This window comes from Bifidobacterium sp. LH_449 (assembly GCF_056356755.1).
On record NZ_JBKEUV010000011.1, the window covers coordinates 19,441 to 45,478 of the forward strand.

A 26,038-nucleotide genomic window follows, 5' to 3' on the forward strand; every position below is an offset into this window, starting at 1 on the left:
CCTGAACGAATGGGAGGGCGAACGGACTCGCCATCCGCTCGCCCTCCTGTTGTTCGATGACGTTCAGACGGTCACAAGCGGACGGATATCACCGATCGTGGCCGGGTCGAACGTCTGCAGGTCGTAATCGGTCTGCAGGTTCACCCAGAATTCCGGCGTCGTGTTCAACGCTTTGCTGAGTCGCCAGGCCATGGCCGTGGTGATGCGTCGTTTCCCGTTGACGATTTCGCCGATCGCCGTTTCGCTCGCGTTGATGGTTTTCGCCGGACGGTAGCGGCTGATGCCCAACGGCCGGAGGAACTCCTCGTCGAGGATCGCCCCCGGCGTGCTGTAGTAGTGGTCATTGGCGGTGGTCGTCGAAGTGCGCATCGACCGTCTCCTTCGTCGTGGCGTCCCGTTGGAGGATGGGCCGCCATTGCCGGCTGACCCGTATGCTGTAGCGGTCTTTCAGGTCGCCTTTAAGCGGTTCAAGCCGATTGGCCGGCGGTGTTTTCAGGTCGTTGAGCCCTCGGGCGGCTTTGAGCATCTGAAGTTTTCGCATGAGGGCGCGTTTGCACTCTGTCGGATGGTTTCCGGGGTATCGCCCGCCGTGGAGGGAGTCGCTGAGCTCCCTGTCCCTGGTCTTCACGGCCGCATGCAATCGTATTGCGTTAGTAACGTCGGACGGTGGTGTTGCGGGAAGGGGTTCGCGACGATCCGCCGTCTCGGGTCGGTGTGTTTTGCGGCTGATGCGGTTGCGCCCATGCCGGTTCCGTGGGAGGCGTCGGCGGCTCACGGATCCGCTATCATCGGCGGCTGCCCCCCAAAAAACTCTCGCCGGAAAGGCGGCGATTGAGGAGACGTGCGTGACGATTGCGCATGACGGAGGTCGATCCGCTTGCGTCCGTCGCCCGGATCCGCGAATCCTGGGCTGACCGCCACGTTGGCGGCGTCACGGAGCGAGAGCCCGCCGAAATGGCGAGGTCCTCGCGCCAGTCCGGCAACGGCACGTCGCCGGGCCGGTCTGGGCGAATTCGACGTGGACTCCACGAAGAACGACGGCAGCCACACGGTCGGCTCGACCGTGACCCAGACCATCACCACCAGCGTGTCCAACAGCAAGCTCGGCGGCGTCCTGGCCTGGAAGGTCACCGACACCCCGACCGGGAGATCGCCAAGGCCACCGGCGGACTGGCCAGCACCGGCGTGGACACCATCCTGATCGCCGTCAGCATGGGCGTGCTCGCCCTCGCCGGCGCGGGCAGCACGATCGCCCGCCGCCGCCTTGCCGAACGCTGAGCGACGAAACGGACCTGCCGTCACCGAACGGCGTGTGAGGAGAACCGGGGCCGGCGTCCAACCAAGGCGTCGGCCCATTCGCATACCGGAGCGAACCGGAATCAACGCGCCGGGACGCGCATATTGTCTAGCCCCCACGGGCGCGACGTGTCGATGCGGAGCGGCCGGTCGCCGCGGATGGCCGTAATAATCCGAAGCGGATGGCCATGCGGGCGGGCGATGGGGCGGTCCGCGTTGCCGGCGAACGCTCCTTGGGGGTCACGCGCGGCCGGGGCCATGCCTTCCTCCAAAGGACAAGTTATTGATACACTTTTGATAAGAACAACGAAAGTGTATCAATAAGGTGCCGGGAAGGGAGCAACCGTGCTGTATAAACGAGAGCAGTACCTCAGGAAGATCCGCCCTTTCTACCATGACTGCGGGCTCATCAAGATCGTCACCGGCATCCGCCGCTGCGGGAAATCCTGCCTGCTGCAGACCATCGCGCAGGAACTCAAGGAACAGGGAATCCCCGAATCCGACATCATCTACCTCAACCTCGACCAATACGGTCTGCAGGACATCAGCACGCCGCAGGAACTCGACGAACTCGTCCAACGGCGGGTCTCCGGCGGATCCTCGACCAAATACCTGTTCCTCGACGAGATACAGAACGTTGACGGGTTCGAACGACTCGTCAACGCCTACCGGGAGACGGGGCGGTTCTCCGTCTTCCTCACCGGCAGCAACTCCTACCTGCTGTCGGGGGAGCTCGCCACCAAACTCACCGGTCGGTACGTGGAGACCGAGGTGTTCACCCTCTCATACGCTGAATATCTGCGCATGACTGGCGAAAACGACGGCGGTATGCGTGCATTCCGCCGATACCTCACCTACGGAGGTTTCCCCAAGACCGTCGAATACGAAACCGACGACGCGAAACGCACCTACGTCGAGAACGTCGTCCGCCAGATATTCGACAAGGACGTATACGCCCGCCAGCGCGTCAAGGACCGGGACGCTTTCGACCGCGTGCAGACCTACATCATCAACAACTACGCGGCACCCACCAACCTGACCAACATCGCCGACTACATGACCCACACACAGGGCTCGCCGATCATCCGCCGCACCGTCGCCCGATATGTGAGCCTGCTGGAGAACGCGAAACTCATCTATCGGTGCCCACGGTTCGACCTGAAGTCCCGCAGATCGCTCCAGGGATGGGAGAAATACTACCTCGCCGACCTCGGCATCCACTACGCGCGCAACACCAACACACAGACCAACTACGGGCCCGCGCTGGAGAACATCGTGTACACGTACCTGCGAGGCAAGGGATACTCGGTGAGTGTCGGCAGGATAGGCAAGCTTGAATGCGACTTCATCGTCCGCAAAGACGACGGATATGCGTACATCCAGGTGTCCCAGACCATCGCCGACCCGAAGGTCGAGGAACGCGAGTACCGGCCGCTCCTGTCCATCCGCGACAACCGGCCAAAATACCTGCTCACCCTCGACCCCCTGCCCGAACAGCGCGACGGCATCAAACATCTCAACCTCATGGAACTCCTCGCCTGCAACGAGGACATCGAAGTCGGATAGACGCTAAAGCGACTTTGGGACACCTCCCATTCGTTCGATGACGTTCAGGCGGTCGTAAGCGGGCGGATGTCGCCGATCGTGGCCGGGTTGAACGTCAGCAGGTCGTAATCGGTCTGCAGGTTCAGCCAAAATTCCGGCGTCGTGACCAACGGCGGCAAGGTCTCCAGCTTCGGCGTGCGCGGCGACCCCACATCGGAACGCATGGGCCGCGGACGCGATCGACGACTACAACGCAACGGCGGACGACAACATCGAGATCCCGCTGGGCTACGGCGCGGCCGGCGCGATCGCCCGTCGCCGCATCGTCGAACGCTGAGCGACGGAACCGGACCGCATGCAGGAAGAGCCAGGGCCGGCACCCGTGGGTGCCGGCCCTTTTCCATACGGGAATTCAACGGGAGCTCACATGGCGGACCGCGACGACCTGACGAACGCGAGCAAATCCATGTAGCCGGCATGCCCGGCGGCGACCTCAAGCATCATGCGATGCAGGTCCGTGTGGTCGAAGACGACCGGCACCCCGCCTGCGCGCAGCAGGATGAGCATCAACGCGAGCCCGGTGCGTTTGTTGCCGTCAAGGAACGGGTGCTGCGTTACGACCTCATAGGCGAGCCGCGCGGCCTTCTCCTCCGTCGAGGGATAGAACTCGACGTCCCCGAACCCGGACCACGGCTGCGCAAGGCACGCCTCGAGCGCGTCCCGGTCGCGGATCCCCGCCGCACCGCCGTGACGCCGGATCTGCATGTCGTGAACGGCCGTCGCCGTTGCCGGATCAATCCGCTCGGGACTCACGGGCCAACGCCTCGAACACGTCGCGATACTCCGAGTCCACCTCGTCGGCCAGGGCGAGCCACCCCTTGCCGGTGGAGACCGCGTCCACGGGCACGATCCTGAAGGCGGGCTTGTTGTTCCTGAACACCGTGACCTGCACATGATCCGCCATGACCTTGTCGGCTATGGCCGACAAGTCACGTCGCACATCCGAAAAACTCGCCGTCAAAGGCATCTCGATCATCTCCAGACATCATCGCAATTGAACAACAGACGATAACGAATATTGTACCAAATATTGAGCAACGGGATGTGCGCGGAGGAATGCCGAAACGCGGTTAAGTCGTGCGTGAAACGGACGTTCGACGCACGCCGCGGCAACCGATGGATAACGAACCGTGACCGCCCGGATCCGCATACGGAAACCCGTGCGCGAATCAACGTGCGCAAACCCCCCTATAAGCCACGGGTTCGCGTACGATTGCCATATGAGAAGCGGATACGCCAGGGGCAGCATGCACGACCAGGCCCCCGCCCTGCAGCGCGACGCCCTGGAGAAGGCCGGATGCGAACGGGTCTACGAGGAGCACGCCTCCGGCGCCACCGCGAACCGCCCCCAGCTCGAGCGCATGATCGGCCGGCTGCGCCCCGGCGACGAGGTCGTCGTCTGGAAGCTCGACCGCCTCGGCCGCAGCGTAAAGGACCTCGTCGACCTGGTCAACCGCTTCCATGAGCTCAAGGTCGAGTTCACCAGCCTCGCCGAAGGCGTCGACACCGCCACACCTGGCGGACAGCTCGTCTTCCACATCTTCGCCGGCATCGCGTAGTTCGAGCGCGATCTCATCCGCGAACGCACCCAGGCCGGACTCCAGGCAGCCAGGGCGCGCGGACGCAACGGCGGCCGACCGTCGAAACTCGGCGCCAAAGCCATCCGCGACGTGCAGGCCATGTACAGGGAACGCGGGTTGAGCGCCGACGAGATCGCCCGTATCAAGGGCGTCGGCCGCACCACCGTCTGCAAAGCACTCGGACAGGAGAGGGGAGCAGGCCACGACCGACGATGAGATCCCCTGCGCCAAGGCCCTTCCGCGGCATGATCGCCGACTACTACGACGACAAGGAGAAGGCCGAAGCGCCTTTTCCTGCTGTTCTCCGCTTTTCTGTCAATCGCGAACGGCATCCGACGCGAATTTACCCGACACGATGCCATTGGCTTATCCGCAACATTCTTTTAGCGGTTTGCTTGATGTTGAACGCTTCTATTTCCAAGATGCCGACAAATATTCATAGTATGGGGAAGTATGCGTAAGATCTTCCGGCGTGCCTTGGTCGACCGCTTGTCCCTGCTTCAAAAGCACTATCCAATCTGACGAAGATGTCAATGAGAAACGGTGAGTACTGGGGATGATCGTAGTTTTCCCGCGCAATCCATCGAGTGGCAAACGTATGGATTCCTCAGTGACGCCATCCAGGCTGGAGGTAGGTTCGTCTAAAACGAGCATACGAGGCTTGAGAAGAAGTGCTCTCGCCAGAGAGATTCTTTGCCGCTGTCCACCCGGCAAAAGGCTGCCCTGTTTGCGGAATCCCTTTTTCAACACACGTCCCGGGGCCTTCAACGACGGGTCCTGAGACGGCCGTGCCGTGGTCGGCGGCGTAGGCGCCTTCACCAATTTGTTCCGATGTCTCGAAGGGATCCGCCTAGGTTGTGGTCATCCGCCATAATGACATGGCGACTGCGAGCATGACGACGAACAGTGACGAGGACGCAAGAAGGGTGGTCTTCCTTATCTGTGTTCCGGGTTTTGTCATCACCCCTGAAGAGACGCCGAAGGCTCCCCATCCCATAAGGACGCCGGCGAGCACATACAGCGCCAAGGATTGGCGGCCAAGCACGATCAGTATCACTTGGAGCATGGCCCCGAGGACGAGTTGTCCCAGACGCACGCACGTGAGTCCGAAGAGATTGACGCGCCGTCTCATGGGATGCCCCAGGCTTTCCGTCCGCGGACCGGGCTGCCGGCGGCCGTCGCGGATCCGAACGAACGGGTTCACGCGGGATTCCACGGAGCGAACCGTCTCGGGGAGTCCCGTGATGCCCGTCGTATGATGGAGGCGTTTCCATTGGGGAGGGGATGCATGAAAAACAAGATGTTGTTACCGCTTGCGCTGGCTCTGAGCGTCGTGCTGGTTTTCCCTCAGACGGCCGTTGCGGCGCAGAACCAGCAGGAAGCTCCCGATGTCGATTTGGACCGGGTCCTGGATGAGTATTCGGCTTCGCTTGAAGAGAGCTACTACGCTCCGGGGAATTCACGATCTCGATCCACGCTTCCGTTTAATGCCGATGACCAGCTTGATGATGGTCTCGTGACGACTGATGCGGGCGTCACCACAGAGGTTCGTGCTGTCGAAAAGACCGACGACGGCTACGACCTTCACGTGAATGTAACGCTTTCCGCCGATCTGGAGGCCGATTCCGGAACAAAGATCTATCTTGCCGGCAAGCCGGCCGATTCCATGCATAGCAGTTGGACGGACGAGCATGTCCTCCATGTCGTCCCCGACGGCAGTTCCTCGTCCGGTTACACGATTACCACGGATGAGGTCGTGGATCCCGCAGAAGAAGAGTCTTCGATTGCCGACACGGATTCTTCGATGGATGACGGAAGGGTCCCGGCCTCTCTGGATAGAGAACGGTCCTCATTCGATTCGGAAAAACGAAAGCTGATGGAGTCTCGCGCCGATTTCGGTGAGAACTCGGATGGTCTGAACTATATCAAAGCCATCAACTATGCGGATAAGTGGACCGAACTCGATGAGATGAATCCCGAATACCCGGTATTCGACCAGAATTGCGCAAATTTTGTATCCCAGGCCGTCCATGAAGGCGGGAAGCCGACGCACCCGAGGCTGTGGACCTATTCCACATCCTTGCCGAGCCTGACGACCAAAGGATGGATGAACGCGGATTCGAACTATACGTACATGAAGCATTACACGAACAGCTTCACCAGCCTGGCCGATGTCTGGGACGCTTGGCAAGGCAGCCTGCTGTACGTGGATTGGAATTCGAACGGCGAAATTGACCACACCATGATCGTGGTCGGAGTGGTGGTGAAGGACAACAAGGCCAATCCGGTCATCGATCAGAAAAGCAACAACCGGCATCAGATCACGCTGACGCAGTCACTCCAGTACGCTCATAATAACGGTCATAACAACATGACCTGGTACGGTCTTCAATACAAGTACAACTGATTATGTCCCTGCATTTTCCCCCGCGACCCGTTTGGGGACGGGTCCGCAAATGGGTCTTCAGATTCGTCGCCGGATATCTCATGCTGCTTTCCCTGTCGTATCTTCTCCTGTCCCAGGCCCGGGCGGATTGGGAGGACACGGCGGTGTATTGGGAGGAGGCCTCCAGTCTCGCGGTGGACGTGAACCGGACGGCATCATTGCAGGAGGCGATCCGGTCCGTGGGCGAAAGGCCCGCGCCGCCCGAAGGCGGCGACTTCGAGCCCGATACCCGAAGCCTCGCCGTATGGGATGTCCTGGGAACCTGGGTCAGTGTCCGTAAGAGCGCGAATCGGCTGTCGATAGCCGTCATGGGACAGTTGGAATGGGCCGATGCCGTCCTTCAGGCGGAATCGCGGATGAACGGGGACACGGCCAATTAGCGCGGCCCGGGGCCGTTCCCGCAACAAGGCCCGGGCCTCTGCGAGAGGCCCGGGCCTTTCGTCGCCCTAAGAGCATCTCGCATGCTTTCCATGCGGCGCGGATGGGGCTAAACATATTGTCACATGGACATCGTCGACCGGAACGAAGGGGTTCCGGCGACGACAACAAGTCGCAGTGCCGGAAATCCAATGAAGGAGGCGTCGATGGCACGTATCTGGTGTCGCAGAATGGCTGCGTATATGCTGCGCATGATATTGCCCACATCCCTGCTGTCCCAGTTGCTGGGCATCGTCCTTTTCGGCAGATCCGATCCGGACGGGATCTGCGGATCCTGGATCATCTGCGTTTCCGCCGTCGTCGTTTGTTTGATCTCCGTGCTGTCCACGCGCGACGGACGGTCTTGGGCGCATCGTCTCCTCAATCTCCAGGTGGTCGATCGAAGTTCGCTGCTTCCCGTGTCGCGGGTGAGAATGGCCGTGCGCGAGGTGGCGCACTTGGCTGACTGCATTCTGTTCATCGGGTTTCTTCGTCCTCTGTGGAACCGCCGGGGACAGACGTTCGCCGATACCATCACGAACACCGTCGTGGTCGTCGGGGAAGAGCCGTGCCTGCGGTGACGCGAAGACGCGTTGATGTCGTCAACGGTGCTCTCTCGGCCGGCGCGCCGCAGGGCACGATGTCTCTGTCCGGTGTGGCGGTGCCCGATTCCATGGAGACAGCTGGGTCGTGGGTGGTCAGAGCGCGGGCGTGGCGGTGACGATGGTCGACGGTCGGTCGGCCGTCCGGTCGGTGGGGTCGCCCGGTCCGCAAGGACGCCGCGTTATACTTGCAGCGGAGGGGGAAAGGGCACATCCTCTTGTTCGGAGGTGATTCCGATGAAGCGACGCATCACCGCCAGATTCGTCAGGACCGTTCTGCTGGTGTCCGCGGCATTGCCGTCGATGGTCTTCGTCTACTGCCTTCCCTGTCTTCCCGATGCCGTCCCCATGCATTACGGCGTCGCCGGGAACGTCGATCGGCTGGGCGGCAAATGGGAGATCCTGCTTCTTCCGGCGGTCAATCTGATGATGGCGTTCATGTGGATTTTCCTGGAATACGCTTCGATCCGGCGCCATAAGAAGCGGACGGAAGCTCTCGAACGGTCGGCCAAGGGTTTCCTGGCCGCGGGCGTTGTTCTTCAGATATGCTACGGCGTGGTCAATTATTGTTTTCTCTACCGCGCTTTCGCCTATCGCGGCGGCGATCCGCCGGAAATCAGCGTGGTGGTGGTTCTTCAGATGCTGGTCGGGGTCGCGGCGATCCTGATCGGCAATTGTCCGGCCGACTCCTTCGGCCGGTCGGGCGCCGTGTCCTTGACTGTGTATGGCGTCGCCGTGGTACTGCTGTCGTTGTTGATGCGGAACGAGGCATTGCCCGTCAACATGGCGCTTGCCGTTATCGTCATTCTCGTTCTCGTGATAAGGCGGCGGGGACAGCCAGGACCCGACGGAACGGATTAGCCGCGCATGTCATCGTGAATGTCGTTGCACCGGGCGTGCGGCGGGGGCGGTACGCCGGCGGATGGGACCGTCGATGATGTGAAGTCATCAGGAAACATGAAAGCGTATCGGCGATGACATGATCGTTGATGCATTGTTCCTTGAATTCGCAAAAGCGTGCCGGTGAGGTGGGCGGCGGGACGGCCGGTGCCGTATCGGAGGGAGGTATGTACGGGAGGTCCTCCCCTTTATCGTGATTACGCTCTCGTCAAGACCGTCGCCGGCATCCGTTGCTGCGGCAGGTCCCGCATGTCCCGATGCCGTTTGCAGGGGGAGAGGGATGCGCGGCGGTGCGAGATGCCGTTTTACGGTGACCGGTGTGTCAATCCGGGAGACACGCGGGATCCCGTGCCGTGGAATGGTATGTCGCGGCGAATGATGGTGTGTGGGGACGCATATGGCGGCCGCATCGTAAAACGCGTCGCCGCCCATGACGCCGATGGCCAGGCGACGCCATGCCGATCCCGCGTCGCCGGTCGCGTACGCCCGGGCCGCGTCGGTCATCCATGACGTGGACAGCGCGTCCCTCGCCGCCAGCGCGCACGCGGCCAGGAGCATGAGCGGGGGCACGGGGTCGGGCACGCCGCCGGTGTCCGGGTGGAAGAGCGCGCACGTCGCGGTCCAAGTCACGGCCGATCCGGCGAACCCGTCCGACCCACAGGCGTACGGGGGTCCGGGGCCAGCGCGGAGCCGGGCCTGCGACGTCCGCCCCCGTCCCAGCCGGAGGACGCGTCGGCCGGATCGGCGTACGTGGGGCCGTCCTTCCGTTCCATCATCCGTGACGGGACGGAAGGCGGCCTCCCGTCCGCACGGCGGGCGGATAATATGATGGGAACGGTGGAACGGAAACGGGAGGAGCCGGTATGGGGCACGGGAGCGACGGCCGCGTCGGCGACGGCAAGGCCAGGATGCGTTTGCCGGAACGTCTTGTCATGGAGCGCGACCAGGGCGTGCGCCACGGACTGTTCCATTGGACCCAGATCCATATGGCGTACAACTCGAACCACATGGAGGGGTCCACGCTTTCGGCCGACCAGACCAGGCAGATCTACGAGGACGGCAGCCTGTCGCCGGACTCGCCGGGCCGGATAGTCGTGGACGACGCGATCGAGACGCGCAACCACTTCGTCGCGTTCAACTACATGCTCGACCATGTGGACGACCCCGTGGACGCGGCGCTGGTCTGCCGCCTGCATGCGCTCCTGAAACGCGGGACGTCCCAGGAGCGCGATCCGCTGCGCAACGTCGGCGGCTACAAGACCGTCGACAACGAGATCGCCCAGCAGCTCGGCGTCACCAGCGTGCGCACGGTGCCCGCCGCGAACGTGGCCGACATGATGGGACGCGTGTACGACGCGTATCGCCGGCTGGACGACGATCCGCTGCGCATAGCCATGGCGCACTGGATGTTCGAGAGGGTCCACCCGTTCTCGGACGGCAACGGGCGGGTCGGCCGTCTGATCATGTTCAAGGAGTGCCTGCGGCTGGACACGGTCCCGCCGCTCGTGCGCGACGTCCACCGGGCCGACTACCTGCGCGGCCTGGACCGTTTCCCCGACGAGCCGGGCTATCTCGTGGACACGCTGCTGTACGAGCGCGACACGTACCAGGCCGCGTTCCTGCAACGCTTCGTGCCCGATCTCATCGACTACACGTACCGTGACGTCTGGAACATCCGCGACCATGACGCCGACCTGTCCGAGGCCCGCTCGTTCGTCCGTGACATCCTGGCCCTGCTCCCGGCTTCCGAGGACGAGGGCATGGCGCTGTTCGCCACCTACGCGGACGAGGATCCCGGCCATGCCGTCGAACGACGGCCGGTGCATGGCGGGAACGCGGGCCGGGACGACGGACGGCCGCGTCGCCGTCGCTGACGAACACGTTTCGGACCGGGAGGCCCGCGGCATGGCCCATGCCGCGGGCCTCCCGCCGTTCCGCGCCGCGCGTCCCCCCGAAAAATGTCCAAACCGGTCCGCGCCCGTTGGTCTTACGGTTAGGTGAGAGACCCAACGGACGAAAGGAAACCCCGATGGACGAAAACGTAGTCACCCAGGCGTTGAGCCTGTTCACCCAGTTCGCGATGATCGGCGGCGGCCTGTGGGCGGTGTGGGGCGTGATCACGCTGGCGGGCGGCCTGAAGGACCAGAACGGCCCGGCGACGCAGTCCGGCGTGTGGCAGGTCGTCGGCGGCGGCCTGATCATCGCGGCCGCCGCCCTGTTCGGCACGATCGCCGTGTGAGGCGCGTCGCATGACCGATTGGATCGTGGACGTGCTGAACGCGATCGGCAGCGGCATCTCCCAGACCCAGGTGGACCAGCTGCTCAAGACCCCGGCCGAATACAACGCCACGCTCTACTCGCTGAGCCTGTCGATCGCCCAGTCGGCCGTCAAACCCGTCGCCAGCATCGTCCTGGCGATCGTGTTCACCCTCGAGCTCGCCCGCGTCGGCTCCAGGGCCGACGGCGACCGCGAGCTCGGCGTGAAGCTGATCGCGTTCGCGATGATCAAGATCGCCCTCGTGTTCACGGCCGCCCAGCACAGCGAACTGCTCCTGGGCGCGATCGACCAGATCGGCAGGCAGGTCGTCGACGGATTCGTCGCCGCCTCCCCGACCAGCGGCGACGCGACGACGCTGGGGCTCGGCGACCGGATGCGGGACACGATCGACGCGGCCGGCTTCCTCGGCCAGATACCCTGCATCGTGCTGCTGATCATCCCGTTCCTCGTGGGCAAGGCCGCGTCGATCGTGTTCACGGTCGTGATCCTGTTGCGCTTCGTGCAGATCTACCTGATGACCGCGTTCAACCCGCTGCCGATCGCGTTCATCGCCCACGACGAGACCCGCCAGTGGGGCGTCAACTACTTCAGGCAGTACGCGGTCCTCGTGTTCCAATGCGCCACCCTGTACCTGTCCGTCGTCCTGTACCGCGCGTTCATCGGCGACGTCATGTCCGTCGGCTCCTACGAGGAGGGCGACAGCCTGTCCGGGTGGATCATCGACAACTTCGGCGGCCTGCTGCTGTCGAGCGTGCTGCTGATCGGCATCGTCATGGTCAGCAACGGCATCGCCAAGAAACTGTTCGGCGGCGAATAAGGAAGGAGCGTCACGGATGGCGTTGCAGATGCCCGTCTACCGGGAGATCAGCACGATCGAAAGCAAGGTGTTCATGGGCCTGAGCTGGCGTCAGCTGCTCGCGGCCGTGGTCCTGGCCGTCGTCTGCGGCGGCGGGTACACGGCGTTGTGGCTGCTCGCCGGCGTCGACCCGAACGCGGCCATGTACGTCGTGTTCGTCCCCGGCGTGCCCATCGCCATGTGGGGATGGTGGCGGCCCATGGGGCTGCCGCCCGAACACTATCTCAAATACGTGTGGCGCCACTACGCGGGACGCAACATCTACCTGTTCGACGGGCCCGCGCGCGGCGCGCGCACCAGGCCGTCGCCGTCGCTCAAGGAAAGGGGATAGGCATGCAGACAAGCAGGGAACGCGGGAAGGGAGGCCATGGCCGCCCGCCGAAGGGCGTCAAGCAGCTCGTCGGATACGATTCGATGCTGCGCAACGGCGTCGCATACCTCGGCGGCGACGCGTGGTCCGCCTCGATCATGTTCGAGGACATCAACTACCAGACCGCGCGCGAGGAGCACCAGATGGAGATCATCGACCGTTGGGCGAAGCTGATCAACAGCCTCGACGCCGGCCAGGGACTCCAGATCGGCGCGTACACGCGCACGCGGGGCATGGACGAGATGCTCGCCGGGATCAGCATGGCCGACCGCGGCGACGGCCTCGACGGATACCGGCGCGACTACAACCAGGTCGTCGCCGGCAAGCTCGACCGCGCAAGCCGGAACACCGACACCGTCAAGACCCTGACCGTCACCATCCACGAATCCGACCGCGACACGGCCGTCCGCACGCTCAACGCGCTCTGCCAGCAGCTCACGGCCCAGCTGCACTCCATCGACGAATGCCGCGCGACACGACTCGACCGCGCCGGCCGTCTCCGCCTGCTCGCGGAGGTCCTGCGCCCCGGCGAACCGTTCTCGTTCGACGAACGCCGGTTCGAACGCACGCCCGGACGCCCCTCCACCAAGGACCTCGTATGCCCATGGAGCATCGACGCGCGCGACCCGGCGCGTCTCGAACTGGCCAGCGAGGGGTCGCACTGCTTCCACCGCACCCTGTGGGTCAGCGACCTGCCACCGGAACTGACCGACCAGCTCGTCAACGACCTGACCTCGATCCGGGCGAGGGTCAACGTCAGCATCCACCTGTCCGCCTACGACAGGGCCACGTCCATGACGGTGGTGCGCCGCAAGAACGCGGAGATCAAGATGCAGGTCATGGAGACGCGGCGCAGGAACCGTCGCCAGGGCCTCGACCCGGACGACCTGCCCGACGACCTCGCCGACCAGCAGGCGCAGATCGGCGAGCTCCAGGACGAACTGCGCCAGACGAACCAGCGGCTCGTCAACGCGATGATCGTCATCGGCGTCTCGGCCGACACCGTCGAGGAGCTCGACCTCGCGTGCAGGACGGTCCGCGCGAAGGTCAACGCCCAGTCGTGCAAGGCCGAAAGCCTGCGCTACATGCAGCTCGAGGGCCTGACGGCCGAACTGCCCCTGGGCAACGACCCGCTGCCGATGCGACGCACCCTGACCACGAACAGCGCGGCCATACTGGTCCCGTTCACCAGCCAGGAGGTGTTCGAGCCGGGCGGCCTGTTCTACGGTTCGAACGCGCGCAGCGGCAACCCGATCGTCGCGGACAGGCGCGCCCACATGAACTCCAACGGGTTCATCCTCGGCACGTCGGGCGGCGGCAAGAGCTTCACCGTCAAGCAGGAGATCGCCGGCATGTTCCTCAACCGCGACGACGAGATCATCATCATCGACCCCGAACGCGAATACGTGCCGCTCGCCCGGGCGTTCGACGGGCAGACCGTCCAGATCAGCGCCGGAAGCACGAGCCGCATCAACCCGCTCGACATCGTGTTCGACGAGACCGGCGACTCCGACCCGGTCAAAGACAAGACCAACAACGTCGTCGCGATGATCGGCGGCCTGATCGGCGGCAACCAGGGACTCGACGCGCTCGAACGCAGCCTCGTGGACCGGTGCGCCCTGTCCCTGTACGTGCGCTGCCGCGACACGGGCGGCCCGCAGCCGACCCTCGCCGACCTCCAGACGGCGCTCGACGCGACCGGGGAGCAGGCCGGCCACGACATGGCCACGGCGCTCGGCTCCTACGTGACCGGCAGCCTGAGCGGCTTCAACGGGCAGACCAACGTCGACCTGTCGAACAGGTTCACCGTGTTCGACGTGAGCGGCCTGAGCGGCGAACTGCGCACGTTCGGCATGATGACCGTCATCGACCAGGTGTGGAACCGCGTCGTCCGCAACCGGAAGCTCGGCCGCCGCACATGGCTGTACGTCGACGAGTTCCACCGGTTCTTCGGCAACCGGTACGCGGCCTCCCAGTTCAAGGACATCTACAAGCGCGCCCGCAAATGGGGACTCGGCGTCACCGGCATCACCCAGAACATCGAGGAGCTGCTCGGCGACGACGACGCGCGCATGATGCTGTCGAACAGCGACTTCCTGATGCTGCTCAGCCAGAACCCGGCCGACGCCGACGAGCTGTGCGCCCTGCTCAAGCTGAGCGAGGAGCAGCGTTCGTACTTCACCGGCGTCATGCCCGGCCAGGGTCTGATGAAGATCGGCGGCGCGTTCGTCCCGTTCGACGGCCGCATCCCCGCGCAGGGCACGCTGTACGGCCTGTATTCCACCAGTTTCGACGATTCGAAGGCCGCCGGACGATGACGGCCGGCGCGCACAGCGGCCGCGTCTCCGCACGGCTGGGCCGCGTCGCCGCCGACGCCGCCTCCTCGGCATGGTCGGCCGGCACGGACCGCGCCGACACCGCCGACCAGGCCGGCCACGACGCGGCCGCCCTCGCGGGACGGGCGGCCGCGGGCGGCGCGAACCTCACACGGAAGACGGTCGGCGGGACAGCGAAGACCGCGCGGGCGCGGCTGGGCCGCGGCCGCGACGAACACGTCGCACGGCTCAGGCCCGACCGCGCCAAGGCCAAGGGCCGGCCCATGCGGGTCAGGGACGGCGGCGCGTCCGACAGGATCGGCGGGTTCAAGCGCGCGGGGCGGGCCAGCGCCCGGCTCGGCCGGACCGGAACGCGGCTGGCCGACGACATCGACGCCCGCCTGGCACGCTGCGACGGCGACGACGCGAGCCGGCTGGCCACGACGACGCGCGGCGCCGCGTTCCGTGCGTCCCGCGCCGGCGTCGGCGGCGTCTCCTCGTCGACGAGATTCATGTGGCGTCACCGCGCCGCGCACGCCGCATCCGCGTTCGTCCGGGCCGCCGTCGCCCATGTCGCCCATGCCGTCGGCGCGGCGACCGCCATCGTCCTGCCGATGCTGCCCGTCCTGTCGGCGGTCCTCGCCGTCATACTGGTCGTCGCGTCCGTCATGTCGTTCCTGTTCGGCGCGGCCGCCTCCGCGTCCGGCGCGTCCAACGTGCCGGACGAATACCAAGCGGACGTGCAGCGCGCCGGATCGGTCTGCCAGGTCGTCACGGCAAGCGTCATCGCCGCGCAGATCGACCGCGAGTCGGGCTGGGATCCCGCCGCGACGAGCCCGGCCGGAGCGCGGGGCATCGCCCAGTTCATGCCGGGCACATGGGCGTCCGTCGGCATGGACGGCGACGGCGACGGCACGGCCGACGTCATGAACCCGCACGACGCGATCTGGACCCAGGGCAACTACATGTGCGGCCTCGCCGCGCAGGTCGAGTCCGCGAAGGCGGACGGCCGCGTGACGGGCGACACGCTGCAGCTGACCCTCGCCGCCTACAACGCGGGCCTCGGCCGCGTGCTGGAATACGGCACGGTCCCGCCGTTCGAGGAGACGAAGACCTACATCGAGGCCATCCTCGAGCTGGCCGGCACGACCTACGCCGCCGCCGGCGCGGCCACGGGCGGCACGATGGGCTCGCTCGACCCGAAGCTGACGGCCGTGGACGGGATCGTCTCGACGGCCGGCATGGACCCGGGCGCAGGCTCGACCTACGCATGGGGGCAATGCACCTGGTGGGCCGCGATCCGCCGCGCCCAGATCGGCCGTCCGGTCGACCCGTACATGGGCAACGGCGGCGACTGGGCCTCCACCGCCGTCGGACTCGGCTACACGGTCTCGGCCTCGCCGTCTCCGGGCGACGTCGCCTGCTTCGGGCGTGGCACGCTCGGCGCGGACACGGACTACGGGCACGTCGCGGTCGTGGAGGAGGTCCGCGACGACGGTTCGATCCTCATCAGCGAGGCCAACGCACAAGGCGTCGGCGTGGTCAGCCTGCGCACGATCACGGCGGCGCAGCTGCGCGCGGCCGGGACCGGGATACGGTTCATCCGCTGACCGGCGGAAAGGCGAAAGGAGACCCATGAAATCACGCATCCCCGCCGCATTGGCCTTCCTGGCGGCGACGGCCCTGTTCCTGGGCGTGAACTTCGCGATATCGCACGCCACGTCGGACATGACCGACGTGGCGGCCGTGCGGGAACGGCCCCCGGCCGCGGAACGCGACGAAACGCAGTCCGGAGCGGAACCGTCGCCGGCCATGGAGGCCGGGGACGTGTGCGCGGACCTCGCGCCGCGGGCGCTGCGCGCCTACGTGACGGACTCCCCGGACAGGGACGGCGCGTTGAGGGAGATGTTCACCGCCGACGCGGCCGGACTGTCGATCCCCGCGTCGCGCATCATGAGCCAGCCGTTGGACACGTTCACCGGATTCCTCGTGTCCGGCGACGGGCGGACGGCCACCTGCGCGGTCGCCACCGGACTGGCCTCGGCCTGGACGATGACCTACGAATACGACGACGGCCGATGGCTGTGCTCGGCCGTGGCCGGCCCGCTGGACGGCGCATACGTCGAGGAGGAGGAACGATGAGGAAGCCCGGACGGGACAGGGATCGGCCGCCGTCGCTCAACCCCAGACTGACCCCGCGCCAGCTGCACGACATGGCCGTCGACCTGTCATGGCGGCCGTGGCTGCACCTGATCGCCTCGCATCCGAACGCATGGCCCGAACTGCGCCGCTGGTACGAGGCCGGCAGGATCCACGGATTCGAGACGCTGCCCGTCCCGGACCCGCCCGACGTGCAGGACGCGCCGATAGAACGGTTCATGGCGTCCATCATCGGGCCGCGTATCCCGACCGCGCCGCTGCCGCCGGAACGTCCGCCGGCACGGGACGACGTCCCGGGGACGGCCGCATCGCCCGCCGGCACGGGACGCGACGGCCATGACGCCCCGGCCACGGCCGCGGAGCCGGCGGAACCATCGCCGGACGTCCCCGACACGGCTCCGGAACCGCCGGACGGCCACGCCCGCGACGTCCGGTCCGGCCTCATGCCCGCCGCCGATTCCGAACGACGACGCACGCCTTCCGTCCGGCGCGTCATGGCCGTCTGCCTGACGGCGTCGGCCGTGGCGGCGATCGCCGCGCTGGCCGTCTTCGCGCTCATCCGCCTCCACCGGAACGCGTCGGCCGACGCGGTCCGACAGGCGACGGAATCCTGCGAACAGGCATACGCAGGGGCGGTCGCGCGGCGTGACGGCTTCGAGACCATGCTGGAAAAGGCACGGTCGACGGCCGACGGGACCGACCCCGCGACGGTCTCCGACGAATCCGTGCTTGACGATCTGCTGGCCCTGCTTGACGAGTCGGGTCCGGGTCTGACGCGATGCCCCGCCGACGGTTCGGTCGACGGCATCGATGCGGTCGCGGCGGGCCTGGACGAGGCGGCGGCGTGGTATGAGGGGCAGGAGGAGTCCCTGTCCGCCGCGGTGGACGCGGTGGACGGTTCGGTGGTCGAGAAGCGTCTTGCGGACGCGAGGGATTCCCTGTCATTGACGCTGGAGAAGGCGCGGGAGCTGCTGTCGTCCAGCGAGGGGAGCGTGCAGGACGAGGCGACGAGGACGGCGCTGTCCACGGCGGTCGACGCGGCGCGCAGGCTGCTGGACGAAGGCTCGACGGACGATCCATCCGCCTATGCGGACGCCTCCTCGTCCCTGTCCGCCGCGGTGGACGCGGTGAACGGTTCGATGCGCGCGAAGGAGGAGGCCGAGGCTCAGGTGCAGCGCCAAACCCCGCCAAGGACGTCCACGCCGGAACGGTCCTACGCGCCGGCCGACGGCTCGGGTTCCAGCGGATCGGATGATTCCTCCGCGCCATCGTGGACGGTGCCCGCGCAGCCGGATTCGGGACAGATGCCGGGAACCGACCCCAGCCTGTGAACCTACATACCGATATACCGATATGTTGCATACGGGTGTAAAATATTCCATTAGAAAATTTCGGACGAAGAAGGAGCCCCAATGCGCTATTCCCGCGAACAGTTCAAGATGCTGGATGAGGCCCACGCCATCGCCGACTCGCTGCGGGAGCTTTCGCCGAAACTGTACGAGACTTTGAACGCGGCCAAGGCCGATCTGACGGACCGGTATCCGTCGGAATTGTTCTGGGACAATCAGAACCGTTCGAACATGCCACGTTTGATCAACCAGCGCTGCGCGAGGATCTGGGACGATGACCGATGGGAGCTCTTCGACAAATGCGGTTACCTGCATCTGAAAGAAAGCGCAACTGGGATGCGGGCGATCCTGCGCCGTGTCGACCCGGTGACGAGCGGTCTGCCCAAGACGAACGCCACCAAGGCGTCGCGCGCATACTACATGCAATCAACCTGCAGAGGTGCCGGAATGCTGAAGGAGCTTGCGCAGGACGATCTGTTCGCACCGGCCGGCATGGTCTCGCCCGACCTGAGCGACACCAAACTGATTCTGGCGTGGCAGGAAGAGGGACAGAGCGTTTCGGTCACGGCCTACCGGCCGCTGGACGTGATGCCGTACGCGTATGCAGGGACGGCACGGAAGTACGATTTCAGCTTGAAGCTGCTTGATGAGCCCGTGGAGATAAGCGACTTCACCCCCATTGAGGACAATGATGATAACCTGCTCCCGAACCTCGTTCTCGACGACGCAACCGAAAGCGAGACGATCGAGACCCAGGCGGGGCGATAGAAGAACGCCCCTCCGCCGTTCTGCCGTTGTTAGGAGGTGGAAGAACCATGACGGAATACAATGCCGAAAGAATCGTGCAGGCCAGGCACCTGGAAGGTATGACTCAAAGAGAGCTGTCCGAGCGTTCGCATATCTCCCAGTCGAAGCTCAGCAAACTACAGAACGGTTTCATCGTTTTCAAGGAGGATGAAGCCAAGTCGATCGCCGCCGCGCTGGGCTTCCCCATCTCATATTTCACCCGCACTGATCCCATCTTGCCCATGACGGCGGTAACGTACCGCAAAACCAGCAAGTCGAGCATGGGAGAGCTGTCGGCGGTATCAATCGAGTATTCCGAACTCTGCGCCACCGTATCGCGACTGGCGAAACTATTGGGTATATCTGGTGAGAAAACTGCTTGGATTCAAAAGATCGCACCGCGTAAGCCAAGCCTTTCCAACTTTGAAATCGATTCCATTGCCAGTCGGGCACGGTCGTGCTTGGGCTTGGATCCCGTTGGGCCGATCGGGAATCTGACCCGCAGCATGGAGAGGCAAGGCATCGTGGTGGCCCCGATGAAATCCACCGGCGGCAGTGATGACGAGAAGACAAGGCTGACGAGCGAAGGCATCACATACCCCCAATGCGAAGGGATGCCGTGCATCGGGTACTCCGCCGGCAAGCGCATCGGCGGCGACCGGCAGCGTTTCACCAAAGCGCATGAACTCGGACACCTCATACTGCATCGATTCCGCAAGCCAGACACGCCTCAACAGGTGGAGCGCGAAGCGCATTTGTTCGCAGGGGCGTTGCTGCTTCCCGCCGCCGACATGCGGCATTCCGTTCGGATGAACGCCACGCTAAGCGATTTTCTCAAAGTCAAGTCAGGCTGGGGAGTGTCCGTCGCCGCTTCGATCAGTCGCGCGCATACGTTGGACATCATCAGCGCCGAACGCTATCGTTCCCTGCAAATCCAATTGTCCAGCCGTGGATGGCGCAAGCAGGAACCCGTCAATGTGGGAGAAGAGCACCCTCTGCTGCTCAAACAAATGGTTCAGGCCGTGTTCGGGGTCGGATCGAGCATCGCCGGCGAGCAGGCGATCAGATCCCTTGATGCGGCCCACAGCCTCGCCTTGCCGTTTAGGTATCTCGACTACTGGTCCGACGGTCTTGTCGAAGAGGGAGCGGAGTTCGGCTTCATCGAAGACAGAATCGAATCGGTTGCCAGTGACGGCGTAGCGCGGGAACGGGTCCCCGTCGGCTGATTGCATGCGCTTGCGGCCGGGGTGATCCGTCCGGGCCGCAAGGCTCGTTGCTCATGCCGCTTGTTTCCAATTCTCGGAATGCTTGAGCTTCGATTTCGGTCTGGCGATGGCGGAGCCGGGCCATGCCTTGCGGCTGAGGAACGGGTGAAGGCCTCGCAGCGCGTAGACGCACTTGTCGTTGTCGAGCTGGGCGAGTTCGTCCGGGGTGAGCAGTTCTCGGCCGGTGCGCTGGTGGTTGATGGTGTGGCTGCCGCTTATGCCCTTGGAATCGCTGGTGGTGCGGGTGTCGATGGTTTCCTTGCCGAGCAGTCTGCTGAGCCACTCGGTCGTGGACTGCTCGTTGCCGCCGAGGAACAGCACCGAGTCGCAGTTGCCCGCCACGGTCTCCCAGCTTTTCTCGTACATGGTCTTCAGCTGGGCGATGGTCTGGAGGATGACGCTGACGCTGACCCGTCTCGAGCGGATCGTGGCGATGAGCTTGTCGAAGTTGGGTATGCGCCCCACGTTGGCGAACTCGTCCAGGAAGCAGTGCAGCGGGGTCGCCAGGCGTTCTCCGGGGTAGGTTCGGCAGCGGCGGATGATGCTGTCGAACAGGCACTGGTAGAAGATCGCGGCCAAAAAGTTGAAGGTGGGGTCCTCATCGGGGAGGGCCAGGAATATCGCCGTTTTCCTGTGTGGCCGGGTGTGGGCGTCGTCATCCCAGCCGCCGATGCCGTCGATGCCGATGCTGTCGGCGGCGAGGATGTCGCGCACCTCGCCGACCTGCAACGGAGCGAGTCTGACGCCGAGGCTGATGATGATGCCCTTTTTCGTCTCGCCCGCGCTCTGGCTGAATGGACGGTACTGTTTGGCCGCGAACCGTAGTCCGCGCGCCAGCCGCCACGCCTCCTGCAGGTCTTTGTCCCCGCGTTCCTCATCGCTGGCCGCGTTCCAGACCGCCTGCATCTCGTCGTGGATCTCCATCGCGGTCTTGGCGACCGCGTCCACGGGGCTTTCGTGCGTCTCGTCCTCCTCGCTGGCGTCGAGCAGGTCCCTGAGGTCGGCGACGGCGTTGAGGGTCTTGCCGGAGTCGATTTTGAGGCAGTCGCGCATGATGTCGTCGTCGAGGTAGTAGACGAACGCGGTGAGCGCGGTGAGCAGGCTTCGATCCGATTTGTCCCAGAAATCGTCGCCGGACTGCTCCCTGGCCCGGCTGCCGTTGGTGTTCTCCATGATGTTGGTCACGAGGCGCATGATCGACACGTCGGGCTTGTCGGGATTGATGTAGGACATGGGGTTGAACGTGGTCTGCGTGGTGAAGTCCACGAGGTCGAGCTTGCGCACGTCGTATCCCGCGTTTTCGAGGTCCTCGTGCGTCTTCGCGTAGAGTTCGCCCTTCGGGTCGGTGCACGCGTAGTTCATTGTGGCCTTGCGGATGTTCGGGATGACGTGCGTGGCGGTTTTGCCGGAGCCGGAGCCGCCGATCACGAGCGTGTTGAGGTTGCGGCGCGTGGCCTGCGCGTCCAGGCTCAATCCCTCGGTGAGCGTCATCTGGAGGTTCCATCTTGGGTCGTGATCGGTGTATGGTGCCATTTCCTCGGGTCTGGCCCAGCGGGCCGAACCGTATTCCTCGCGGTCACGCCAGTTGTTCAGGCTCATGGTCCATCGGTAGAGGAGGAACACCAGCGTCGCGGCGGCTCCGGCGAGTCCGCACAGCAGGCTTGTCCTGTCGGTGCCGAGCGCCAACGGCTCTCGGAACATGCCTGTCAGGCCGGAGACGATCTGCTGCGCGTCCTGCCCGGCGGCGAGGCCCCTCTGGATGTGCGCGGCCGTGAGGTCGCCGAGCCAGAAGCCGGCGATCACAAGCACGGCGCGCGCCATGATCCCCGTGGTTTTGATTTTCATTCCCGTCGTCCTTTCTTTCCCGTTTTTTTGAGGTTTCCGCCGAGACGGGCCTTGAACCGTTCGAGCAGGTCGTCCTTCGAGGCGATGCTCGTCGTCTCCGTCAGTCGCGTCGCGGCGGGCTCGCCGTCACGGCCGGCGCCGCGATCGGTCGTGACGGCGAGCGGGGTGCACAGGGTGACGCCGTTGGCCGTCTGGACGAGCAGCGGGTTCCCGCCGTCGCCCATCAGACGCGCGATGAGCGCGCCCGTCGGGTCCCGCGGGTCGATCCGGGCCTCGATGGCCAGGCCCCTGTCGCGCAGCAGGTCGCCGGCGCGTCCGTCGTCGGCGACGATCAGGCCCGGCGTGCGCATGTCGGGGATGACGCTCATTCTCATTCGCTGTCCTCCGCCGGCTCGTCGTCGGGCTCCGGCGCGCTGTGGCTGGGGTTGAACGCGAGGCTTCGGGCTTGGACGTCGACCCCGGAGCCTGCGGCGGCCGGCACGCCCTTGACGATGACGCGCGCGCCGGGCGCGGCGTTGGATTCGATGTTGCCGGAGTGGTCGGCGCCGGCGGCCTCCACGATGACTCGTTTCGCGGGTTTTCTCGGTGCGTCGGGGATGACGTCGAGACGCCACCCGTTCCTCCCTCCCGTTCGCGTCGGCTGCTTCAGCAGGGTGCCTTCCATCCATATGGTTGGTTCTCGGTATTCGATGTCCATCGCATTGCCTCCTTATATCGGGCCGGTTCAGATTCTGATGCCGTGGCGGCGCGGCGTGCCGGCGTCCCGCGACGGGCGGTGCCTGCCGTCGTTCTCCGGCCGCGCCGGGTCGAGTTCGATGGCGGGCGAACCGTGTTCCGGGTCCCGGTGGAATTTGGCGATGCGGTTGATGGTCTCCAGCGAGAGTCGGTCGTCGGCGGCGGCGCGGTCGAGGATGCGTTCGCGGGCCTGCCAGACGAGCTGGTCGGCCTGTTCGCGGGTGATGCCTGTCCAGTCGCCGTCCTCGTTGATGCGCATGAATGCGTCACGTTCCGGATCCCAGCCGCCGTATTCGCGTTTCTCGGCGATGTCACGTTCGTCGAGGCCGTCGCCGGCGAGGCCGATCGCCTCGCCGGACGGGTAGGCGATGTAGCGGCCGAGGTCGCTGTGCGGGTCGTGCCTGCACACTTCGGCGACGATGCCGTGCAGCAGTTCGATGTCGCCCGGCGTCGGGCCGCTCCCGGTGTCTTCGCTCCTGATCACGGCGTTCATGCACGAGTTCTTGCGGTGCGTCTCGATCAGCACCGCCGGATCCCCGCTGACTTTCCTGACCATGTGGCCGGTGTCGTGTTTGGCTTTCATGGCCTTGTCCCGCGCCTCCTCGGAAGGCAGGTATTCACGGTTCCAGCCCGTCTTGTCGATGTTGTGCCACTCGTAGGCCCAAGCCTCCGGCGGCAGCGCCGCCGGGATGCGGCCGGGTTCGCGCGTCGTGCCGGGTTCGAGACCGCCTTCCAGCTCCCATTCCGCGATCGCCCGCGCGAGGCGGCTTGCCGCGTCGGGGCTTTCGGGGTCGAAGGCGACGGCCTCGCGCGACGCCATGTCGTTGTCGTCCCACAGCCACTTCCTCTGGGGTCGGTTGGCGTAGGAGACTTCGACCCGTCCGGCGAGTTCGTCGCGGTCCTTCCATGCCGGGTTGTCGTGCATGGTGATCTGCAGCGCGCGCCCGTCGGTCAGCTCCGCTTCGAGGTAGTCGCCCATGACGCTGGAGCCTTGGGTGATTCCGGCCACGTTGGGGTCCTGTTCGAGCATGAGTTTGGCGTGTTCGATGTTCAACGGCATTGGCGAGGTCCTTTCCTGTGCGTCTTCCGTTTGATTTTCGGTCCGTTCGGGCTTGTCGGGTTTGGACATGAGCCGGTCGAGTTCGGCTTGCTTCTTCCGGTATTCGTCCTCCCTCGGGAATGGCTCGTCGAGTGTTTCCATGGCCGTTGCCAGTTTTTCGGCCTTGGCGAGGCGTGCCGTGATGCCGTCGCCGGCTGTGGCGGTGTCCTTGATGAGGCGGTCGAGCTGCCGGGCTTCCGCCGGTGCCGTGCCTTTGGCGAAACGTGGTTTGCCTGCCATTGCCTTGCGTTCCTTTCCTAGAGTGTCCTGTCGTGCTTCGGGGCGGCGGCGGTGCGCGCGTGCTGGCCGGATCGGGCCGTCAGATTGGCGCTCAGTCTTGCCTTGAGCCGTTCGGCAAGGGTCGTGTCGCCCCGGTTCGCGGCGTCGGAACCGGCCGGCGGCGACGGCGTTCTCGATGGTGCCGCGTTGTCTTCCGCATCGGGGCCGGTCCTCGTCCGGCTGGCCTCGCGCGCCTGTCTGACGGCCTTGCATAGTTCCCACGGCTCCTCGATGCGGATGTCCTCGCGTCGCCCGTCGCGTTCCCGATAGAGGTCGATCGCCTCGCCCGGTTTGAACGCGATCGTCACGTCGTGCCCGTCTTCGGCGGCCTGCCATGCCTTCTCGCTCACGAACCGGTCGACGGTCCATGCGGACACGTCGATGCCGTTGACCGTGGTGCCCTGCGGCATGGCGAGGAGCATCTTGCGCCAGTCGCGTCCGTCCTTCGCGTGCATCGTGTAGGGATGGGCATGGGTGGCCGGGAAGGTGACTTTCGGCCATGCCGGTTTGCCCTCGTCCGTGTCGGGTGTCCTTGCGCGGGCTGCGCGGATCGCCGCGGCGAGTTCGCCGGCGTCGGCCTCGATGACGGTCCTTCCGTTTCCCTTGCCCTTGAACAGGGTGATGGCGGCGTCGGGGCGGAGCCTGATGTTGACGGCATGGCCGTCGTCCTTCTGCCGCCGGTTCGCGTCGCTCATGAACACGTCGATGGAGAATCCCGTGAGGTCGCGCCCGTCGAGGGCGGTGCCGCGCGGCACCGACACGATCATCTTGCGCCAGTCGCGTCCGTCCTTCGCGTGCATCGTGTAGGGGTGGACGAGCGCGTTCGGCACCCATGCGTTCGGCCATTCGCCGCGGTCCGGCGACGTGGTTCCCGTACTGTGCGCCGTTCCGGCCGCCGGGATGGCTTCGGCCCGTGCGGAGATGTTCGGCGATGGGTTTTCCTTGAGGATGGCAAGGGCTGCGGCGTCTGTCCATTCGTCCCATTCGGGCGCGGTCCTGCCGTCTGCGAGTCTGAGCAGCGGCTGCTGGCCGAGCCCCGGTTTGAGGATGCCGCTGCGCGCGATCCGGCCCGTCATGTTCCGCATGCCGCCGTCGTGCTCGCGCAGCCGCATGTATTGGTCGCGGCGCATGCGGCTTTCGGTCAGCAGGTCGCCGTCGTCCATGCGCCGCGCGGGGAACGTCTCCGGCCGGTCGTTGTTCTGCGCGATGACGTTGACCTGCATGGTCAGATCGTCGTATTGCAGGTGCTTGAACGTCATCGACTCGTAGAGGCCTTCGCCGTTCCGATGCCAGGAGAAGCAGGTGACGTCGTAGCCGTTGTCCTCCACGAGGAACACGCATGGACTGTCCTCCCGGTCGAGCGCGTGCTGCATGAGGCTCGCCTGCAAGAGCTGCGGGTCGAGACGCGCCGCGAACTCGGGGGCGACGGCGAGGGCGTCCCTCCATCCCATGCGCGGGGGAAGGCTGGTCCCGGGGACGTTGAGGCTCACGGATCCGGGCTGCCCCGCGATCAGGCCGCTGCGTTCCACGTCGCCGCCGCCCCACCGTCTGATGCCGTCGAGCATCTGCCGCATGGGGTCCGCGCCCTGTTCGGGGTAGATGTTGAACGCGCCGGCGAGCCGTGTGCGGTCGCCGTCGAGGACGTTCCTGCGCACTATGATGTCGCCGGGCATCCAGTACATGCCGGTCGCGTCGCTGCCTTCGGAGGCCGCGGTGCCGGCGGTCCACAGCACGTCGCCCTGTTCCGCCCACATCGTCAGAGGCCATGGCGCGGGGTCGTTCAGGCCGTTGAGCGTGTCCTGGAATATGGCGGTGCGGCGGATGATGGCGTCGGTGTCGTCTGCCATGTCGGCTC

The 26,038-nt window shown here is 65.2% G+C and carries 29 protein-coding genes; 18 read left to right on the forward strand and 11 right to left on the reverse strand.

What is annotated here, in order from left to right; genetic code table 11:
• Positions 1 to 63: 63 nt before the first annotated feature.
• Complete coding sequence (locus AC1AX7_RS08305) at positions 64 to 369, reverse strand: HigA family addiction module antitoxin (protein WP_476509612.1); 306 nt, start codon at positions 367 to 369, stop codon at positions 64 to 66.
• Complete coding sequence (locus AC1AX7_RS08310; protein ID WP_476509613.1) at positions 341 to 541, reverse strand: type II toxin-antitoxin system RelE/ParE family toxin; 201 nt, start codon at positions 539 to 541, stop codon at positions 341 to 343. The genes AC1AX7_RS08305 and AC1AX7_RS08310 overlap by 29 nt, the downstream gene beginning before the upstream one ends.
• Before the next feature lie 317 nt (positions 542 to 858).
• On the opposite strand from AC1AX7_RS08310, the gene AC1AX7_RS08315 reads away from it, so the two are divergent.
• Positions 859 to 1,278, forward strand: coding sequence for a hypothetical protein (locus tag AC1AX7_RS08315; protein WP_476509614.1), 420 nt, complete (start codon positions 859 to 861; stop codon positions 1,276 to 1,278).
• Positions 1,279 to 1,641: 363 nt separating this feature from the next.
• Positions 1,642 to 2,862 carry an ATP-binding protein gene (locus AC1AX7_RS08320; protein ID WP_476509615.1) on the forward strand — a complete coding sequence of 407 codons (1,221 nt, stop codon included), beginning with the start codon at positions 1,642 to 1,644 and terminating at the stop codon, positions 2,860 to 2,862.
• A 44-nt stretch (positions 2,863 to 2,906) separates the two neighbouring features.
• On the opposite strand, the gene AC1AX7_RS08325 is transcribed toward AC1AX7_RS08320, so the two are convergent.
• The 3 genes from AC1AX7_RS08325 to AC1AX7_RS08335 form a co-directional block, all read right to left on the reverse strand.
• Positions 2,907 to 3,065 carry a hypothetical protein gene (locus AC1AX7_RS08325; protein WP_476509616.1) on the reverse strand — a complete coding sequence of 53 codons (159 nt, stop codon included), beginning with the start codon at positions 3,063 to 3,065 and terminating at the stop codon, positions 2,907 to 2,909.
• Between the two features lie 199 nt (positions 3,066 to 3,264).
• Complete coding sequence (locus AC1AX7_RS08330; RefSeq protein WP_476509617.1) at positions 3,265 to 3,654, reverse strand: type II toxin-antitoxin system death-on-curing family toxin; 390 nt, start codon at positions 3,652 to 3,654, stop codon at positions 3,265 to 3,267.
• Positions 3,635 to 3,877, reverse strand: coding sequence for a type II toxin-antitoxin system prevent-host-death family antitoxin (locus AC1AX7_RS08335; protein ID WP_476509618.1), 243 nt, complete (start codon positions 3,875 to 3,877; stop codon positions 3,635 to 3,637). The genes AC1AX7_RS08330 and AC1AX7_RS08335 overlap by 20 nt, the downstream gene beginning before the upstream one ends.
• Before the next feature lie 244 nt (positions 3,878 to 4,121).
• On the opposite strand from AC1AX7_RS08335, the gene AC1AX7_RS08340 reads away from it, so the two are divergent.
• Positions 4,122 to 4,460 (forward strand): recombinase family protein, encoded by a 339-nt coding sequence (locus tag AC1AX7_RS08340; RefSeq protein WP_476509619.1) that lies wholly within the window; start codon positions 4,122 to 4,124, stop codon positions 4,458 to 4,460.
• A gap of 15 nt (positions 4,461 to 4,475) precedes the next feature.
• Positions 4,476 to 4,697: a helix-turn-helix domain-containing protein gene (locus AC1AX7_RS08345; RefSeq protein WP_476509687.1), complete on the forward strand. Its 222-nt coding sequence runs from the start codon at positions 4,476 to 4,478 to the stop codon at positions 4,695 to 4,697.
• Between the two features lie 195 nt (positions 4,698 to 4,892).
• Here AC1AX7_RS08345 and AC1AX7_RS08350 read toward each other — a convergent pair whose 3' ends face one another.
• A complete protein-coding gene (locus AC1AX7_RS08350; RefSeq protein ID WP_476509620.1) occupies positions 4,893 to 5,300 on the reverse strand; it encodes an ATP-binding cassette domain-containing protein in 408 nt (135 codons plus the stop codon).
• Positions 5,301 to 5,511: 211 nt separating this feature from the next.
• On the opposite strand from AC1AX7_RS08350, the gene AC1AX7_RS08355 reads away from it, so the two are divergent.
• From AC1AX7_RS08355 to AC1AX7_RS08420, 14 genes are all read left to right on the forward strand, one after another.
• A complete protein-coding gene (locus tag AC1AX7_RS08355) occupies positions 5,512 to 6,888 on the forward strand; it encodes an amidase domain-containing protein (RefSeq protein WP_476509621.1) in 1,377 nt (458 codons plus the stop codon).
• An 80-nt stretch (positions 6,889 to 6,968) separates the two neighbouring features.
• Entirely contained in the window at positions 6,969 to 7,307 is a 339-nt protein-coding gene (locus tag AC1AX7_RS08360; RefSeq protein WP_476509622.1) for a hypothetical protein, read from the forward strand.
• Between the two features lie 123 nt (positions 7,308 to 7,430).
• The gene (locus AC1AX7_RS08365) at positions 7,431 to 7,925 is read left to right on the forward strand and encodes an RDD family protein (RefSeq protein ID WP_476509623.1); all 495 of its coding nucleotides are present in this window, start codon (positions 7,431 to 7,433) and stop codon (positions 7,923 to 7,925) included.
• Between the two features lie 303 nt (positions 7,926 to 8,228).
• Complete coding sequence (locus AC1AX7_RS08370; protein WP_476509624.1) at positions 8,229 to 8,807, forward strand: DUF1648 domain-containing protein; 579 nt, start codon at positions 8,229 to 8,231, stop codon at positions 8,805 to 8,807.
• 902 nt (positions 8,808 to 9,709) lie between these two features.
• The gene (locus AC1AX7_RS08375; protein WP_476509625.1) at positions 9,710 to 10,720 is read left to right on the forward strand and encodes a Fic family protein; all 1,011 of its coding nucleotides are present in this window, start codon (positions 9,710 to 9,712) and stop codon (positions 10,718 to 10,720) included.
• 155 nt (positions 10,721 to 10,875) lie between these two features.
• Positions 10,876 to 11,085 carry a hypothetical protein gene (locus tag AC1AX7_RS08380; RefSeq protein ID WP_476509626.1) on the forward strand — a complete coding sequence of 70 codons (210 nt, stop codon included), beginning with the start codon at positions 10,876 to 10,878 and terminating at the stop codon, positions 11,083 to 11,085.
• A 10-nt stretch (positions 11,086 to 11,095) separates the two neighbouring features.
• On the forward strand, positions 11,096 to 11,941 hold the full coding sequence (locus AC1AX7_RS08385) for a VirB6/TrbL-like conjugal transfer protein, CD1112 family (RefSeq protein WP_476509627.1): 846 nt from the start codon (positions 11,096 to 11,098) through the stop codon (positions 11,939 to 11,941).
• Between the two features lie 16 nt (positions 11,942 to 11,957).
• A complete protein-coding gene (locus AC1AX7_RS08390; protein WP_476509628.1) occupies positions 11,958 to 12,311 on the forward strand; it encodes a PrgI family protein in 354 nt (117 codons plus the stop codon).
• A gap of 2 nt (positions 12,312 to 12,313) precedes the next feature.
• On the forward strand, positions 12,314 to 14,668 hold the full coding sequence (locus AC1AX7_RS08395) for a VirB4-like conjugal transfer ATPase, CD1110 family (RefSeq protein WP_476509629.1): 2,355 nt from the start codon (positions 12,314 to 12,316) through the stop codon (positions 14,666 to 14,668).
• Entirely contained in the window at positions 14,665 to 16,275 is a 1,611-nt protein-coding gene (locus AC1AX7_RS08400; RefSeq protein ID WP_476509630.1) for a lytic transglycosylase domain-containing protein, read from the forward strand. The genes AC1AX7_RS08395 and AC1AX7_RS08400 overlap by 4 nt, the downstream gene beginning before the upstream one ends.
• Before the next feature lie 25 nt (positions 16,276 to 16,300).
• Entirely contained in the window at positions 16,301 to 16,807 is a 507-nt protein-coding gene (locus AC1AX7_RS08405) for a cobalt transporter (protein ID WP_476509631.1), read from the forward strand.
• The gene (locus AC1AX7_RS08410) at positions 16,804 to 18,156 is read left to right on the forward strand and encodes a hypothetical protein (RefSeq protein ID WP_476509632.1); all 1,353 of its coding nucleotides are present in this window, start codon (positions 16,804 to 16,806) and stop codon (positions 18,154 to 18,156) included. The genes AC1AX7_RS08405 and AC1AX7_RS08410 overlap by 4 nt, the downstream gene beginning before the upstream one ends.
• 81 nt (positions 18,157 to 18,237) lie before the next feature.
• On the forward strand, positions 18,238 to 18,942 hold the full coding sequence (locus AC1AX7_RS08415) for a hypothetical protein (protein WP_476509633.1): 705 nt from the start codon (positions 18,238 to 18,240) through the stop codon (positions 18,940 to 18,942).
• A 47-nt stretch (positions 18,943 to 18,989) separates the two neighbouring features.
• Positions 18,990 to 20,186 carry an XRE family transcriptional regulator gene (locus tag AC1AX7_RS08420; protein ID WP_476509634.1) on the forward strand — a complete coding sequence of 399 codons (1,197 nt, stop codon included), beginning with the start codon at positions 18,990 to 18,992 and terminating at the stop codon, positions 20,184 to 20,186.
• A 51-nt stretch (positions 20,187 to 20,237) separates the two neighbouring features.
• Here AC1AX7_RS08420 and AC1AX7_RS08425 read toward each other — a convergent pair whose 3' ends face one another.
• From AC1AX7_RS08425 to AC1AX7_RS08445, 5 genes are read right to left on the reverse strand one after another with little or no spacing between them, the layout of a single operon-like run.
• Complete coding sequence (locus tag AC1AX7_RS08425) at positions 20,238 to 22,070, reverse strand: VirD4-like conjugal transfer protein, CD1115 family (RefSeq protein WP_476509635.1); 1,833 nt, start codon at positions 22,068 to 22,070, stop codon at positions 20,238 to 20,240.
• Positions 22,067 to 22,444, reverse strand: coding sequence for a hypothetical protein (locus tag AC1AX7_RS08430; RefSeq protein ID WP_476509636.1), 378 nt, complete (start codon positions 22,442 to 22,444; stop codon positions 22,067 to 22,069). Before AC1AX7_RS08430 ends, AC1AX7_RS08425 begins: the two co-directional genes overlap by 4 nt.
• A complete protein-coding gene (locus AC1AX7_RS08435; protein WP_476509637.1) occupies positions 22,441 to 22,767 on the reverse strand; it encodes an aminopeptidase in 327 nt (108 codons plus the stop codon). Before AC1AX7_RS08435 ends, AC1AX7_RS08430 begins: the two co-directional genes overlap by 4 nt.
• A 27-nt stretch (positions 22,768 to 22,794) precedes the next feature.
• Entirely contained in the window at positions 22,795 to 24,144 is a 1,350-nt protein-coding gene (locus tag AC1AX7_RS08440) for a hypothetical protein (protein WP_476509638.1), read from the reverse strand.
• Between the two features lie 17 nt (positions 24,145 to 24,161).
• Complete coding sequence (locus tag AC1AX7_RS08445; protein ID WP_476509639.1) at positions 24,162 to 26,030, reverse strand: hypothetical protein; 1,869 nt, start codon at positions 26,028 to 26,030, stop codon at positions 24,162 to 24,164.
• Between the last annotated feature and the right edge of the window lie 8 nt (positions 26,031 to 26,038).